The following is a 15,270-nucleotide window of genomic DNA, read 5'->3' as shown; positions in this document are numbered from 1 at the left end:
GCCCGGTGGGGGCTGGTCGCGCAGTTCCCCGCGCCCCTGAAGGGCGCGCCTGCCGCCGGGCGGACTTTCAGGCGCGCCCCTTAGGGGCGCGGGGAACTGCGCGCCAAGCCCACGACAACCGGCACTGCACGGACGAACCTGAGGCACCCCGTTCTTAGGGGCGCGGGGCTGTATCAATATGCGGCTCCGCCGCGTGGGCGCGCCAAGCCCCCACCGGCCCGCAGATGCGCATCCCCCGTACGACGGAACCGCATCACCCACTCACCCGCACGAGGGATCCCCCGAAACCCCTCCCCTCGGCGATCCAGGACCCGGCCAGGCGGCGTCAGTCTGAGGGCGCCCAATAACCGCCGACCCGCCGGGAGGCACCCGTGCTCGCCAAAATCGCCAGCGCATCGACCCGCCGCCCACTGACCGTGATCTGCCTGTGGCTGCTCTTCCTGCTGCTCGGCTTCGGGCTCGGGACGGGCGTCTTCGGCCGGCTCAGTGACTCCGTGCCGGACGTGCCGGGTACCGAGTCGGAGCGGGCCGCCCAGTACCTCGACGACATCGACCCGGTCGGCGAGTCGATCACCGCGGTGGTCGGCGGCACCGCGGTGTCCGACCCGGGACTGCGCGCCCAAGTCGAGGGCGCCGTCGCCGACTTGCGCGAGGTCGCCGGGATCGCGGCCGTCCCCGACCCGTACCGCACCCGCGGTCTTCTCGCGGAGGACGGGCAGGCCCTGGTCATCCCGGTGACGCTGCAGGGCGGCCTGGACGACGAGGAAGAGGAGAAGACACTGGACGCGGCCAGTGACCGCATCCACGAGATCAGGGCACCCGAAGTCCACGTCAGCGGCGGCCCGTTGCTCGGGCAGCAGCTCGGTGAGCGGGCCCAGGAGGACGTCGCGCGCGCGGAGATCATCTCGCTCCCGGTGGTTCTCGTACTGCTGCTCGTGATCTTCGGCGGCCTGCGCGCCGCCGGACTGCCGCTGCTGGTCGCGGTCAGCGGGATCGCGGGCGCGTTCCTGGCCCTGTTCGGCTTCAGCCAGTTCACCGACATCTCCGTGTACGCGATCCAGGTGACCACGATGCTCGGCCTCGGACTCGCCGTGGACTACGCGCTGTTGATGGTGGTCCGCTTCCGCGAGGAGCGCCGGAACACCGACGACGTGGTGGAGGCCGTGCACCGCACGGTGGCCCGCGCCGGACGCACGGTCCTGTTCTCCGGCCTGACCGTGGCCGTCAGCCTCACCGGTCTGCTGGTGTTCCCCAGCACGTTCCTGCGCAGCATGGGTCTCGCCGTGGCCGCCGTGGTGGTCGTCGACATGCTGGCCGCACTCACGCTGCTGCCCGCGCTGCTCGCCCGCTTCGGGGGCAGGATCGCCCCGGCGCGCACCAAGCCGGCCGGGGAGGAGGGCCGGGTCTTCGCCCGCCTGGCCCGGTTCGCCGCGGGCCGTCCGGTCGCCGTGACGGCCACGTCCGTCCTCGCCCTGCTCGTCCTGGCACTGCCCGTCACCGGCATGAAGATCAACATCGGCGACGCCCAGCAGCTGCCGTCGAGCACGGAAGCACGCCAGTTGGACGACACGGTGGAGGACCACTTCCCGCCGGGCACCGGAGTCTCCCGGGTGACCGTGGTCCTGCGGCCGGGCACCGACCCGGCGACGGCCGACCGGATCAGGGCGCTCTCGCCGGGCACCGAGTCCCGTGACCTGCCGGGCGGCACGACCGTACTGCGGCTGCAGCCGAGCGGCAGTGCCGACGGCAAGGCCGCGACCGACCTGGTCCAGCGCGTACGGGACATACGCGGCGACGAGCCCGTCGAGGTCACCGGTGTCGCGGCCCGGCTCGTGGACTTCCGCGCGATGCTCGGCGACCGCGCGCCCTGGGCCGCCGTCACCGTCCTCGCCGGCATCTTCGTCCTGCTCTTCGCCTTCACCGGTTCGGTCCTGATCCCGCTGCGCACCATCGTCACCACGCTGCTCAGCCTGGGTGCCGCGCTCGGCGTGGTGGTCTGGGTGTTCCAGGACGGGCATCTGGCCGGAGTGCTGGGGTCACAGGAGCTCGGCGCGCTGAGCCTGACGGCACCCTCGCTGATCATCGCGATCGCCTTCGGGCTCGCCATGGACTACGAGCTGTTCATCCTCGCCCGGATGCGCGAGACCTGGCTGCGGACGGGCGACGAACGGGACGCCGTCGTCAGCGGTCTGCGCCGCTCCGGGCGCGTGGTGAGCTGCGCCGCGCTGCTGCTCGCGGTCGTCTTCGGCGCGTTCATGACGGGCGGATTCTCGCCCATCCTGCAGATCGGCCTCGGGCTGACCCTCGCGGTGCTGATCGACGCGACGGTCGTACGGATGCTCCTCGTCCCGGCGAGCATGGCGCTGCTCGGGCGGCGCGCCTGGTGGGCGCCGGAGCGGATGCGGCGGGCGCACGACCGGTTCGGGCTGCACGAGGAGGCTCCGCCTGAGCCCGAACTCACCAAGCAGCACTGAGCGTTGGCCCCGGTCTCCTCGGACCGGGGCCTTCGTTGGGGGTGCTTGCTGTACTGGGTGCGGCTGCGGACCGGTGGGGGCCGTTCGCGCAGTTCCCCGCGCCCCTGAAGGAGCACCGGCGGCAAGCGCGCCCCTCAGGGGCGCGGGGAACTGCGCGCCAAACCCAGGACAACCGACACCACACCCACGAGCCCGAAGCACCCCCGCTCTTAGGGGCGCGAGGAACTGCGCGACCAGCCCAAGACAACCGACACCGTACGCACGAGCTTGAAGCGCCCCTAAAGGGGCGAGCCCCTTTAGGGCGGCGCGTCCCGCTCGCGCTCCCGCTGTAAGCGGTAACAGCCGTCCGGCTGCAGCTTCTTGGCGGTGACGGAGGACCCGGCCGCCCTGAACTCGTAGCAGTCCTTGCCCAAGGGTCCGGTGCCGCCGTCCAGCCAGGCGATCGTGGTCAGTCGACCGCCCTCGGTCTCGATGTCCTCGATCCTGATGCCCGCGGTCCTCCACACCTGCGCGGCGCCCGCGCCCTCGACCCCGCCACGGGCCACCGCGGCCCGCAGTTCCACGACCACGTCATCGGCGACCTCCGCGGGCTTCCGGTACGGCCTGCGCACACGGTCGAGGCAGGACCGCGCGGGCACCTCGCGTACGGAGACGGAAGGCGAACCGGCAGAAGGGACTGCCGTGAACCGGTAGCACCCGTCGGCTTCCCCGCTGCCGACGAACCAGGCGCCCACAAATGTCGACAGCCGCACGGTGGCCGTGACGGTCCGGCCCTGCCGCCGGACCTCGGCGTGCGGCTTGTTGAAGCCCACCACCGCCCGGTCGATCTCTGTGCCGAGCAACGCGCCGTCGGCCGCCGCCCGCTCCAGGGCGGTCCGCATCCGCTCCACGCTCTGCTCCAGATCGTCCCGCGCCTGGTTGTCGTAACGCCAACCGCTCGTCCCGATCCACGCCATCACACCGACGACCGTCACCAGCGCGAGCACCAGCACGGTCAGACAACCGTTGATCAGACATCCCCCGCGATGCGCCATGCCCGCACGCTCCCTGAGCCGTCGCCCCCGGACACGCCTGTTCTCCGATACGTGATCGAACAGGTTCCGGACCGTGGTCGACCCCGCTCCTTCACGGTGTGAACTCCCATGCCCCTCAAGGGCTTTCTCTGCTTTATCTCTTGACGACCGGAGTGCCGAAGAGCACATTGGCCGCGCAGCTTCGTTGAGAGCGCTCTCAAATACACCCGCGCACCCCCACTCCGTACCCGAAGAGGCACCCATGAGGGAAACTTCCGGCACACCGGTCAGACGCGGTCCACTCCGGCGCACGCTCATCGCCCTCGCCGCCGTACTGAGCCTGGCGGCGGCCGGGGCGTCGGCCGCCCAGGCGGACGCGCCCCCGCCGCCTTCCGGCTGGACGCAGGTCTTCGTCGACGACTTCAACGGCGCCGCCGGCACCGGCGTCAACACGTCGAACTGGCAGTACGCGACCGGCACCGGCTACCCCGGCGGCCCCGCCAACTGGGGCACCGGCGAGATCGAGACGATGACCTCCAGCACCAACAACGTGGCGCTCGACGGCTCCGGCAACCTCCGGATCACCCCGCGGCGCGATGCCGCCGGCAACTGGACCTCGGGCCGCATCGAGACCAACCGCACCGACTTCCAGCCGCCCGCCGGGGGCAAGCTGCGCGTCCAGTCCCGGATCCAGATGCCGAACGTGACGGGCGCCGCCGCCCGCGGCTACTGGCCGGCGTTCTGGATGCTGGGCGCGCCGTACCGCGGCAACTACCAGAACTGGCCGAGCGTCGGCGAGCTGGACATCCTGGAGAACGTGCAGGGCGTCAACACCGTGTGGGCCACGATGCACTGCGGCACCAACCCGGGCGGCCCCTGCAACGAGACGACCGGCCTCGGCGGCTCCACCGCCTGCCCCGGCGCGACCTGCCAGGCCGGCTTCCACACGTACGGCATGGAGTGGGACCGGTCGACGAGCCCGGAGGAGATCCGTTTCTACGTCGACGGCACCAACTACCACACCGTACGGGCGAACCAGGTCGACGCGACGACGTGGAACAACGCCACCAACCACGGCTTCTTCATCATCCTGAACGTGGCGATGGGCGGCGCCTTCGTGGACGCCTTCGGCGGCGGCCCGGACGGCGCCACGGTGCCCGGCCACCCGCTTGTCGTCGACTACGTCCAGGTGCTGCAGTCCGGCGGCGGCACCACACCTCCGCCGACCGGCAACCGTGACGCGTACGCCGCGATCCAGGCCGAGTCGCACGACGGCCAGAGCGGCGTGAACACGGAGACGACCACCGACTCCGGCGGCGGCCAGAACCTCGGCTCCCTCGCCAACGGCGACTGGGCCCTTTACCGAGGTGTCAACTTCGGCTCCACGGCGGCCAGGCAGTTCAACGCCCGCGTCGCGAGCGGTGCGGCGGGCGGTGTCAGCGGTCTGGTCGAGGTACGCCTCGACAGCCGTACGAGCGCGCCGATCGGCAGCTTCTCCCTCGCCAACACCGGCGGCTGGCAGAGCTGGCGGACCGTCCCGGCGAACATCAGCAACGTGACCGGAACGCATGACGTCTATCTGACCTTCACAAGCGGCCAGCCCGCGGACTTCGTGAACGTGAACTGGTTCAACTTCGGTCATTGAGAGGTGAGTTGAGGGGAAGGGGCGGGCCCGACCGGGCTCGCCTCTCCTGAGCGGCCTCGGCGAAGTCCAGTGCGGTACCGCGCCCCGCAAGGGGCGCGGGGCTGTGACATATGCGGCTCCGCCGCGTGGGCGCGACCAGCCCCCACCGGCCCGCGGACATATCGCCGTTCTTCCGGCGGAGGCTCAGCGCAGCTCCGCCCGGAACGCCACCGGCGTCGTCCCCGTGTGCTGGTGGAAGAACTTGGTGAAGTTGGCCGCGTCGGGAAAGCCCACGGCGACACCGATGCGGCCGATCGGCATGTCCGTGTGCGCCAGAAGCCGCTTCGCCTCCAGGACGACCCGCTTGTCGATGAAGCCCTTGGGCGTCTCGCCCGTCGCGGCGCGGACCGCGCGGACGAGGGTGCGGCGGGAGTAGCCGAGGGCGTCGGCGTACGCGCTGACGCTGTGGTTCGTGGCGAAGCCCTTCTCGACCGCCTCGCGGAAGCGGGTGAAGGTGGTGTCGGTCTGCTCGCGTGCCGCGTCGGCGGAGCTGGTGGCCAGGTGTGCCAGGCGGATCAGGAACGCGGTCAGTGAGTGCCGCAGCACCGAGGTGTGCAGGCTGAGCGGCAGCGTGCCCGTGTCGACGTACTCGCGCTCCAGCTGGGCAAGGGAGTGCTCCAGGGCGTCGAGCTGGGCGGGGTCGGGGCGCAGGAGCGGGGGCAGGTCGTAGCGGTAGAGGCCGGTCGCCTCGACCGTCGCGCGGGGCAGGAAGCCCGGCTGCATGATCAGGGCCGTTCCGCGATAGGCCGCGGTCGCCGAGAAACGGTGGACCTGGCCCGGGCGGATCCACAGGAGCTCGCCGGCGCAGACCTCGTACTCGGTGAAGTCGACCATGTGCCTGACCGGGTCGCCCCGGATCAGCAGGACCGCGTGGAAGTCGATGCGGTGCACTCGCTCGATCGGGTCGCCGGCGTGCCAGGTGCTGCCGAGCCCCATCGGACCGATCTGCATGCCGACGCCGCAGACGCTCCGTTCGACGGGGAAGGGAAAGGTTCTGATCCCGGCCCAGCCGTCTCCGTCTTGGGTACTTATGTCAGCCATGTCCCTCTCGCGTCGGCTCGGTCCCGCGGTCGTTGTCCCACTTTCACCAAAGGCTGACACAGGGATACCTTCCCCGGTAAAAGTCTGACTTTTAAGTTTGAACGCGTCCGAGCACATCCTGGGCTTCTACCGAGGACTTCTTGAAGATGAGCGCGCAGACACCTGACAGCTTTGAGTGGACCGAACTGGACCGGCGTGCCGTCGACACGGCCCGTCTGCTTGCGGCGGATGCCGTGCAGAAGGTCGGCAACGGCCATCCGGGCACCGCGATGAGCCTGGCTCCGGCCGCCTACACCCTCTTTCAGAAGGTGATGCGACACGATCCCGCGGATCCCGAGTGGACCGGCCGCGACCGTTTCGTCCTCTCCCCCGGCCACACCTCGCTGACCCTCTACACCCAGCTCTTCCTCTCCGGGTACGAGCTGGAGCTCGACGACCTGAAGGCGTTCCGTACGCACGGCTCGAAGACGCCGGGCCACCCCGAGTACGGGCACACGGCCGGGGTCGAGACGACGACGGGCCCGCTCGGCCAGGGCGTCGCCAACGCGGTGGGCATGGCGATGGCCGCCCGCTACGAGCGCGGCCTGTTCGACCCGGACGCCCCCGAGGGCGAGTCCCCCTTCGACCACACCATCTGGGCGATCGTCTCGGACGGCGACCTGGAAGAGGGCATCTCCGCCGAGGCCTCGTCCCTCGCCGGCCACCAGAAGCTCGGCAACCTCGTCTTCGTCTACGACGACAACCACATCTCCATCGAGGGCGACACCGCCACGGCCTTCTCCGAGGACGTGCTGGGGCGGTACGAGGCGTACGGCTGGCACGTCCAGCGGATCGAGCCCGCGCTCGGCGGCGACATCGACGTGCACGCGCTGTACGAAGCCCTCACGGCGGCCAAGGCCGAGACCGGGCGCCCCTCCATCATCGCGATGCGCACGATCATCGCCTGGCCCGCGCCGAACGCCCAGAACACCGAGGCCTCGCACGGCTCGGCGCTCGGCGCCGAGGAGATCGCGGCCACCAAGCGTCTGCTCGGCTTCGACCCGGAGAAGACCTTCGAGGTCGCCGACGAGGTCCTCGACCACGCCCGGCAGGCCCTCGACCGCGGCGCCGAGGCGCACGCCGCCTGGAACAAGCAGCTCGCCGAGTGGCGCACCGCGCAGCCCGGGCGCGCGAAGCTCTTCGACCGGATCGTGGCCGGTCAGCTGCCCGAGGGCTGGGAGTCCGCGCTGCCGGTGTTCGAGGCGGGCCCGTCCGTCGCGACCCGTGCCGCGTCCGGCAAGGTCCTCCAGGCGCTCGGCGGTGTGCTCCCCGAGCTGTGGGGCGGCTCCGCCGACCTCGCCGGCTCCAACAACACGACCATCGACAAGGCGAGTTCGTTCCTCCCGAAGGGCAACCCCCTGTCGGAGGCGGACCCGTACGGCCGTACCGTCCACTTCGGTATCCGCGAGCACTCGATGGCCGCGGAGATGAACGGCATCGCGCTGCACGGCAACACCCGTATCTACGGCGGCACGTTCCTCGTCTTCTCGGACTACATGCGCAACGCGGTGCGGCTGTCCGCGCTGATGCAGCTCCCCGTGACGTACGTGTGGACGCACGACTCCATCGGCCTCGGCGAGGACGGTCCGACGCACCAGCCGGTCGAGCACCTGGCCTCGCTGCGCGCCATCCCCGGTCTGAACATCGTCCGCCCGGCCGACGCCAACGAGACGGCGATCGCCTGGGCCGAGATCCTCAAGCGGCACGCCACGAACCCGGCCCCGCACGGGCTCGCCCTCACCCGTCAGGGCGTGCCCACCTACGAGGCCAACTCCGAGACGGCGAAGGGCGGTTACGTCCTGCGCGACTCCTCCACCCGGACGCCCGAGGTCATCCTGATCGCCACCGGCTCCGAGGTTCAGCTCGCCGTCGCGGCGCGCGAGCAGTTGGAGGCCGAGGGAGTGGGCACCCGCGTGGTGTCGATGCCGTCCGTGGAGTGGTTCGAGGAGCAGCCGGCGGAGTACCGGGAGAGCGTGCTGCCGGCGTCCGTGAAGGCCCGTGTGGCGGTCGAGGCCGGGATCGGTCTCACCTGGTACCGGTACGTCGGGGACAACGGACGCATCGTCTCCCTGGAGCACTTCGGCGCCTCCGCCGACGCCACGACCCTGTTCGCCGAGTACGGCTTCACCCCCGAGAACGTGGCCTCCGCCGCCCGGGAATCTCTTGCCGCTGTCCGCGGTTGATCCGATCGCCCGAAGGAAGATGATCACAGTGACCGAAGCAACCGCAACCGCGGAAACCCTCAAGAACCTCTCCGCCGAAGGCGTCTCCATCTGGCTGGACGACCTGTCCCGCAGGCGCATCGAATCCGGCAACCTCGCCGAGCTCGTCGACACCCGGCACGTGGTCGGCGTGACCACCAACCCGTCCATCTTCCAGGCCGCGATCGGCTCCGGAGAGGGGTACGAGGAGCAGCTCGCCGACCTCGCCGTACGCGGCGTCACCGTCGACGAGGCCGTACGGATGATGACCACCGCCGACGTCCGCGCCGCCGCCGACATCCTGCGCCCGGTGTACGACGCGACCGGCGGCCGGGACGGCCGGGTCTCCATCGAGGTCGACCCGCGCCTCGCCCACAACACCGGGGCGACGGTCGCCGAGGCGAAGCAGCTCGCCTGGCTGGTCGACCGCCCGAACGTGATGATCAAGATCCCGGCGACGAAGGCGGGCCTGCCCGCGATCACCGAGGTCATCGGCCTCGGCATCAGCGTGAACGTCACGCTGATCTTCTCGCTGGAGCGCTACCGCGAGGTCATGGACGCCTACCTGGCCGGTCTGGAGAAGGCGCAGGCCGCCGGTCTCGACCTCGCCTCCATCCACTCCGTCGCCTCCTTCTTCGTCTCCCGCGTCGACAGCGAGATCGACAAGCGGCTGACGAAGCTCGGCACGGACGAGGCCCTCGCGCTCAAGGGCAGGGCGGCGCTCGCCAACGCGCGGCTCGCGTACGAGGCGTACGAGGACGTCTTCGAGGGTGGCCGCTGGACCGCCCTCTCCGGGGCCCGCGCCAACAAGCAGCGCCCGCTGTGGGCCTCGACCGGCGTCAAGGACCCGGCCTACAAGGACACGCTGTACGTCGACGAGCTGGTCGCGCCCGGCACGGTCAACACGATGCCGGAGGCCACCCTTGACGCCACCGCCGACCACGGCGAGATCCGCGGCGACACGGTGACCGGTGGCTATGCCCAGGCCCGCGCCGACCTGGAGGCCGTCGAGAAGCTGGGCATCTCGTACGACGAGGTCGTGCGGCAGCTGGAGGACGAGGGTGTCGCGAAGTTCGAGGCCGCCTGGGTCGAGCTGCTGGACGCGGTCACGGTCTCGCTGAGCAGCAAGGGAGTTGACGGGGAATGAGCGAGATCCTTCCCGGGGCGGCGACACCACAGGTCACCGCTCCCGCGGAGCCGGAAGCCGTGCTCGAGGCAGCCCTCGCGTCCGACTGGGAGAACCCCCTCCGCGACGCCCGCGACCGCCGCCTCCCCAAGATCGCAGGCCCCTCCGGCCTGGTCATCTTCGGTGTGACGGGCGACCTGTCCCGCAAGAAACTGATGCCGGCGGTCTACGACCTGGCCAACCGCGGCATGCTGCCGCCGGGCTTCTCGCTCGTCGGCTTCGCCCGGCGCGACTGGGAGGACCAGGACTTCGCCCAGGTCGTCCACGACTCGGTGCGCGAACACGCCCGTACGGAGTTCCGTGAGGAGGTCTGGCAGCAGCTCGCCGAGGGCATGCGGTTCATCCCGGGCGCCTTCGACGACGACATGGCGTTCAAGCAACTGCGCGCCGCCGTCGAGGAGTTGGACGCCTCCCGGGGCACCAGCGGCAACTACGCCTTCTACCTCTCCGTACCGCCGAAGTTCTTCCCCAAGGTCGTGAAGCAACTCAAGAAGCACGGGCTTGCGGATGCCCCGGCTGGTTCCTGGCGGCGCGCGGTCATCGAGAAGCCGTTCGGCCGCGACCTGGCGAGCGCGCGTGAGCTGAACAAGGTCGTGCACGAGGTGTTCGACCCGGACCAGGTGTTCCGCATCGACCACTACCTCGGCAAGGAGACCGTCCAGAACATCCTGGCGCTCCGCTTCGCCAACCAGATGTACGAGCCCATCTGGAACCGGTCGTACGTCGACCACGTGCAGATCACGATGGCCGAGGACATCGGCATCGGCGGCCGCGCGGGCTACTACGACGGCATCGGCTCGGCCCGTGACGTCATCCAGAACCACCTCCTCCAGCTGATGGCGCTGACCGCCATGGAGGAACCGATCGCCTTCGACGCCGACTCGCTGCTCACCGAGAAGCTCAAGGCCCTCAAGTCCGTGAAGCTGCCGGAGAACCTGGGCGAGCACACCGTGCGCGGCCAGTACGCGACCGGCTGGCAGGGCGGCGAGAAGGTCCGCGGCTACCTCGAAGAGGACGGCATCGACCCCGAGTCGACCACCGACACGTTCGCGGCGATCAAGCTGGAGGTGGACAACCGCCGTTGGGCGGGCGTCCCCTTCTACCTGCGGACGGGCAAGCGTCTGGGCCGTCGCGTCACCGAGATCGCGGTCGTCTTCCAGCGCGCCCCGCACTCCCCGTTCGACTCGACCGCCACCGAGGAACTCGGGGCGAACGCGATCGTCATCCGCGTCCAGCCCGACGAGGGCATGACGGTGCGCTTCGGATCGAAGGTGCCGGGTACGTCGATGGAGATCCGGGACGTGTCGATGGACTTCGCGTACGGCGAGTCGTTCACGGAGTCCAGCCCGGAGGCGTACGAACGGCTGATCCTGGATGTCCTGCTCGGCGACGCCAATCTCTTCCCCCGTCACCAGGAGGTGGAAGAGTCCTGGAAGATCCTCGACCCGATCGAGGGCTACTGGGACGAGCACGGCAAGCCCGCGCAGTACGCCTCGGGCAGCTGGGGTCCCGGGGAAGCCGACGAGATGCTCGCACGAGACGGACGGAGCTGGCGCAGGCCATGAAGATCGACCTGACCGACACCACGGCAAGCAAGATCAACAAGGCCCTTGTGGAGGGCCGCCGCGCCATCGGCACGCCAGCCGTGGGCATGGTCCTGACGATGGTCATCGTGACGGACGAGGAGAACGCGTACGACTCGATCAAGGCGGCCGAGGAGGCCTCGCACGAGCACCCCTCGCGCACCCTGGTCGTCATCAAGCGGCACGTCCGCACCCCGAAGGACCGCACCAAGTCGCACCTGGACGCGGAGGTCCGCGTGGGCGCCGACGCCGGCACCGGTGAGACGGTCGTGCTGCGGCTGTACGGCGAGGTGTCCGACCACGCCGACTCGGTGGTCCTGCCGCTGCTGCTGCCGGACGCGCCGGTCGTCGTCTGGTGGCCGGTGGACGCGCCCGAGATCCCGGTCAAGGACCCGCTGGGTGCCCTCGCGGCACGCCGGATCACCGACATGTACGCGGTCGAGACCCCGCTCGTGGCCCTGGAGGCCCGGGCCGCCTCGTACGCGCCGGGCGACACCGACCTGGCCTGGACGCGGCTGACGCCGTGGCGTTCCATGCTCGCGGCCGCCCTCGACCAGGCCCGTACGAAGGTGATCTCGGCCGCCGTCGAGAGCGAGGCCGAGAACCCGAGCGCCGAGCTGCTGGCCCGCTGGCTGGAGGCCCGTCTCCAGGTCACGGTCGAGCGCGTCGTCACCGCGGGTCCCGTCGTCACCGCCGTCCGGCTCGGCACCGACAACGGCGAGATCCGTATCGACCGCCCGGAGGGCCCCCTCGCGACCCTGTCCCTGCCGGGCCAGCCCTCGCGCACCCTCGCCCTGAAGGTCCGCCCCACCTCCGAGCTGATCGCCGAGGAACTGCGCCGCCTCGACGCGGACGAGATGTACGCCGTCGCCCTGCGCGGTGACAGCGAGGAAAGGAAGAGCCGTGTCTGACGCCCCCAGGCTCACCCGCCGTCCCGAGTGGACGGCCCTGGAGGACCACCGCGCGGGCACGCTCCTCCACCCGCAGCTGCGCGAGCTGTTCGCCACCGACCCGGAGCGTGCCGCGCGCTACACCCTGCGCGTCGGCGACCTGCTCATCGACTACAGCAAGCATCTGATCACCGACGAGACCCTCGCGCTGCTCCAGGAACTCGCCACCGCCACCGACGTGTTCGGCCTGCGCGACGCGATGTTCCGCGGCGACAGGATCAACGTCACCGAGCGGCGGGCCGTCCTGCACACCGCGCTGCGCGCCCCGCGCGACGCCGTCGTGGAGGTCGACGGCGAGAACGTCGTGCCGGCCGTGCACGCCGTGCTCGACAAGATGGCCGACTTCGCCGAGCAGGTCCGCTCCGGCAAGTGGACCGGCCACACCGGCAAGCGCATCCGCAATGTCGTCAACATCGGCATCGGCGGCTCCGACCTCGGCCCGGCGATGGCGTACGAGGCGCTGCGTGCCTTCACCGACCGCGAGCTGACGGTCCGTTTCGTCTCCAACGTCGACGGGGCCGACCTGCACGAGGCCGTCAGGGACCTGGACCCTTCGGAGACGCTGTTCATCGTCGCCTCGAAGACCTTCACCACCATCGAGACGATCACGAACGCCACCTCGGCGCGGTCCTGGCTGCTCGCCGGGCTCGGCGCCGACCCCGACGCCGTGGCCAGGCACTTCGTGGCCCTGTCGACGAACGCCGAGAAGGTCGCCGACTTCGGCATCGACACGGCCAACATGTTCGAGTTCTGGGACTGGGTCGGCGGACGCTACTCCTTCGACTCCGCCATCGGCCTGTCGTTGATGATCGCCATCGGCCCGGACCGCTTCCGCGAGATGCTCGACGGGTTCAGGATCGTCGACGAGCACTTCCGTACGGCCCCGGCCGAGTCCAACGCGCCTTTGCTGTTCGGCCTGTTGGGTGTCTGGTACGGCGACTTCTTCGGCTCCCAGTCACACGCGGTGCTGCCGTACTCGCACTACCTGTCGAAGTTCACGGCGTATCTGCAGCAGCTGGACATGGAGTCCAACGGCAAGTCCGTGGACCGCGACGGGCATCCCGTCGACTGGCAGACCGGGCCCGTCGTCTGGGGCACGCCCGGCACCAACGGCCAGCACGCGTACTACCAGTTGCTGCACCAGGGCACGAAGGTGATCCCGGCCGACCTGATCGGCTTCGTCAACCCGGTCGACGAGCTGGGTCCCGAACTCGCGGCCCAGCACGACCTGTTGATGGCGAACCTGTTCGCCCAGGGCCAGGCCCTCGCGTTCGGCAAGACCGGCGACGAGGTACGCGCCGAGGGAGTGCCCGAGGAGCAGGTGCCGCACCGCACGTTCCGCGGCAACCACCCCACGACGACCATCCTGGCCGCCGAACTGACCCCCTCCGTCCTCGGCCAGCTGATCGCGCTGTACGAGCACAAGGTGTTCGTACAGGGCGCCATCTGGAACATCGACTCCTTCGACCAGTGGGGCGTCGAACTCGGCAAGGTCCTCGCCAAGCGCGTCGAACCCGCCCTCACCCAGGGCGCTGACGTCCCCGGTCTCGATCCCTCCACCGCCGCCCTCGTGGCCACGTACCGCACTCTGCGAAAGAAGTGAACTGACATGACTGCGATGCAGCTCGGTCTCATCGGCCTCGGCAAGATGGGCGGCAACATGCGCGAGCGGATCCGCCGCGCGGGCCACACCGTCATCGGCTACGACCGCAACCCGGAACGCGCCGACGTGAGCAGCCTGGCCGAACTCGTGGAGAAGCTCGAAGGCCCGCGCGTGGTCTGGGTGATGGTCCCGGCCGGCGCCCCGACCCAGGGCGTCATCGACGAACTCGCGGACCTGCTGGACGCGGGCGACACCGTCGTCGACGGCGGCAACTCCCGCTGGACCGACGACGAGAAGCACGCGGAGGAGCTGGCGGCCAAGGGCATCGGCTTCGTGGACGCCGGTGTCTCGGGGGGTGTCTGGGGGCTCCAGAACGGTTATGCCCTCATGGTCGGCGGCGACGCCGAGCACATCGCCAAGGTCCAGCCGATCTTCGACGCGCTGAAGCCCGAGGGCGACGCCGGGTTCGTGCACGCGGGCAAGGTGGGCGCCGGCCACTTCTCCAAGATGGTCCACAACGGCATCGAGTACGCCATGATGCAGGCCTATGCCGAGGGCTGGGAGCTCCTGGAGAAGGTCGACTCCGTCACCGACGTGCGCGAGGTCTTCCGCTCCTGGCAGGAGGGCACCGTCATCCGCTCCTGGCTGCTCGACCTGGCCGTCAACGCCCTTGACGAGGACGAGCACCTGCAGGGTCTGCGCGGCTACGCGGAGGACTCCGGCGAGGGCCGCTGGACCGTCGAGGCGGCCATCGACAACGCCGTGCCGCTGCCCGCCATCACCGCGTCCCTCTTCGCGCGGTTCGCGTCCCGGCAGGACGACTCCCCGCAGATGAAGATGGTCGCGGCGCTGCGCAACCAGTTCGGCGGCCACGCCGTCGAGTCCACGAAGTAGGAGTCATGGGCGATCTCCTCCTCGTCCGCCACGGCGAGACCGAGTGGAGCAGGTCGGGCCGGCACACCAGCCGGACCGATCTGCCCCTCACCGAGCACGGCGAGGAACAGGCCAAGTCCCTCGCCCCGCTGTTCGCCGGGCGGCCCTTCGCCCTCGTGCTCACCAGCCCGCTGGCCCGTGCGATGCGGACCGCGGAGCTGGCGGGTCTGACCGGGGCCGTGACCGACCCCGATCTGCACGAGTGGGACTACGGGGCGTACGAAGGCGTCACCACCGTCGACATCCACCGCACCCGGCCCGACTGGTACCTCTGGAACGACGGGGTGCCGCCCGGCCCGGACGGGCACCCGGGCGAGTCGCCCGCCGAGGTGGGCGAGCGCGCGGACCGTGTGCTGGCCCGCGCGGAGAAGGCGCTCGACGACGGTGACGTGGTCCTCGTGGCCCACTCCCACTTGCTGCGCGTCCTGACCGCCCGCCGGCTCGACCTTCCCGCCGAGGACGGCCGCCTGTTCAAGCTGGAGACGGGGACGGTCAGTCGGCTGTCCACGGAACACGGCCGCCCGGTGATCGCCGGGTGGAACTCCCTTCCGCCACGGTAGTTT

Annotated in this window: 11 protein-coding genes; 9 read left to right on the top strand and 2 right to left on the bottom strand. The window is 70.3% G+C overall.

What is annotated here, in order from left to right; translation table 11 throughout:
* The first annotated feature begins 371 nt into the window (after window positions 1-371).
* Window positions 372-2,474, top strand: coding sequence for an MMPL family transporter (locus GAS53_RS31930; RefSeq protein WP_151481209.1), 2,103 nt, complete (start codon window positions 372-374; stop codon window positions 2,472-2,474).
* 296 nt (window positions 2,475-2,770) lie between these two features.
* Here GAS53_RS31930 and GAS53_RS31925 read toward each other — a convergent pair whose 3' ends face one another.
* Window positions 2,771-3,508 carry a hypothetical protein gene (locus tag GAS53_RS31925; protein ID WP_151481208.1) on the bottom strand — a complete coding sequence of 246 codons (738 nt, stop codon included), beginning with the start codon at window positions 3,506-3,508 and terminating at the stop codon, window positions 2,771-2,773.
* 241 nt (window positions 3,509-3,749) lie between these two features.
* Here GAS53_RS31925 and GAS53_RS31920 point away from each other — a divergent pair, with 241 nt between their 5' ends.
* A complete protein-coding gene (locus GAS53_RS31920) occupies window positions 3,750-5,132 on the top strand; it encodes a glycoside hydrolase family 16 protein (protein ID WP_151481207.1) in 1,383 nt (460 codons plus the stop codon).
* A gap of 183 nt (window positions 5,133-5,315) precedes the next feature.
* Here GAS53_RS31920 and GAS53_RS31915 read toward each other — a convergent pair whose 3' ends face one another.
* Window positions 5,316-6,212: a helix-turn-helix domain-containing protein gene (locus GAS53_RS31915; RefSeq protein ID WP_151481206.1), complete on the bottom strand. Its 897-nt coding sequence runs from the start codon at window positions 6,210-6,212 to the stop codon at window positions 5,316-5,318.
* Between the two features lie 146 nt (window positions 6,213-6,358).
* Between GAS53_RS31915 and tkt the strand changes: the two genes are divergently transcribed.
* Genes tkt through GAS53_RS31880 form a run of 7 tightly spaced genes read left to right on the top strand, consistent with a single transcriptional unit; the run spans window position 6,359 to window position 15,267 of the window.
* Window positions 6,359-8,434: a transketolase gene (tkt, locus tag GAS53_RS31910; RefSeq protein ID WP_151481205.1), complete on the top strand. Its 2,076-nt coding sequence runs from the start codon at window positions 6,359-6,361 to the stop codon at window positions 8,432-8,434.
* Window positions 8,435-8,453: 19 nt separating this feature from the next.
* Window positions 8,454-9,599 carry a transaldolase gene (gene tal, locus GAS53_RS31905; RefSeq protein ID WP_151481204.1) on the top strand — a complete coding sequence of 382 codons (1,146 nt, stop codon included), beginning with the start codon at window positions 8,454-8,456 and terminating at the stop codon, window positions 9,597-9,599.
* Entirely contained in the window at window positions 9,596-11,203 is a 1,608-nt protein-coding gene (zwf, locus tag GAS53_RS31900; protein ID WP_225859212.1) for a glucose-6-phosphate dehydrogenase, read from the top strand. The genes tal and zwf overlap by 4 nt, the downstream gene beginning before the upstream one ends.
* A complete protein-coding gene (gene opcA / locus GAS53_RS31895) occupies window positions 11,200-12,132 on the top strand; it encodes a glucose-6-phosphate dehydrogenase assembly protein OpcA (protein WP_151481203.1) in 933 nt (310 codons plus the stop codon). Before zwf ends, opcA begins: the two co-directional genes overlap by 4 nt.
* Window positions 12,125-13,774, top strand: a complete 1,650-nt coding sequence (gene pgi, locus GAS53_RS31890) for a glucose-6-phosphate isomerase (RefSeq protein ID WP_151481202.1) — start codon at window positions 12,125-12,127, stop codon at window positions 13,772-13,774. The genes opcA and pgi overlap by 8 nt, the downstream gene beginning before the upstream one ends.
* A gap of 15 nt (window positions 13,775-13,789) precedes the next feature.
* The gene (gene gnd / locus GAS53_RS31885) at window positions 13,790-14,668 is read left to right on the top strand and encodes a phosphogluconate dehydrogenase (NAD(+)-dependent, decarboxylating) (protein ID WP_151481217.1); all 879 of its coding nucleotides are present in this window, start codon (window positions 13,790-13,792) and stop codon (window positions 14,666-14,668) included.
* Between the two features lie 5 nt (window positions 14,669-14,673).
* Window positions 14,674-15,267, top strand: coding sequence for a histidine phosphatase family protein (locus tag GAS53_RS31880; protein WP_151481201.1), 594 nt, complete (start codon window positions 14,674-14,676; stop codon window positions 15,265-15,267).
* Window positions 15,268-15,270: the final 3 nt, after the last annotated feature.

Origin of the sequence: Streptomyces albicerus (assembly GCF_008905045.1) — a bacterium.
GTDB lineage: Bacteria > Actinomycetota > Actinomycetes > Streptomycetales > Streptomycetaceae > Streptomyces > Streptomyces albicerus.
This window is presented reverse-complemented; position numbering and strand designations above follow the sequence as displayed.

What these genes read in the sequence shown, in the direction of transcription:
- zwf (WP_225859212.1), top strand. Translation starts at nt 9,596, where the DNA reads ATGAGCGAGATCCTTCCCGGGGCGGCGACACCACAGGTCACCGCTCCC.
- tal (WP_151481204.1), top strand. Translation starts at nt 8,454, where the DNA reads ATGATCACAGTGACCGAAGCAACCGCAACCGCGGAAACCCTCAAGAAC.
- GAS53_RS31925 (WP_151481208.1), bottom strand. Translation starts at nt 3,508, where the DNA reads ATGGCGCATCGCGGGGGATGTCTGATCAACGGTTGTCTGACCGTGCTG.
- gnd (WP_151481217.1), top strand. Translation starts at nt 13,790, where the DNA reads ATGCAGCTCGGTCTCATCGGCCTCGGCAAGATGGGCGGCAACATGCGC.
- GAS53_RS31880 (WP_151481201.1), top strand. Translation starts at nt 14,674, where the DNA reads ATGGGCGATCTCCTCCTCGTCCGCCACGGCGAGACCGAGTGGAGCAGG.
- GAS53_RS31915 (WP_151481206.1), bottom strand. Translation starts at nt 6,212, where the DNA reads ATGGCTGACATAAGTACCCAAGACGGAGACGGCTGGGCCGGGATCAGA.
- GAS53_RS31920 (WP_151481207.1), top strand. Translation starts at nt 3,750, where the DNA reads ATGAGGGAAACTTCCGGCACACCGGTCAGACGCGGTCCACTCCGGCGC.
- opcA (WP_151481203.1), top strand. Translation starts at nt 11,200, where the DNA reads ATGAAGATCGACCTGACCGACACCACGGCAAGCAAGATCAACAAGGCC.
- tkt (WP_151481205.1), top strand. Translation starts at nt 6,359, where the DNA reads ATGAGCGCGCAGACACCTGACAGCTTTGAGTGGACCGAACTGGACCGG.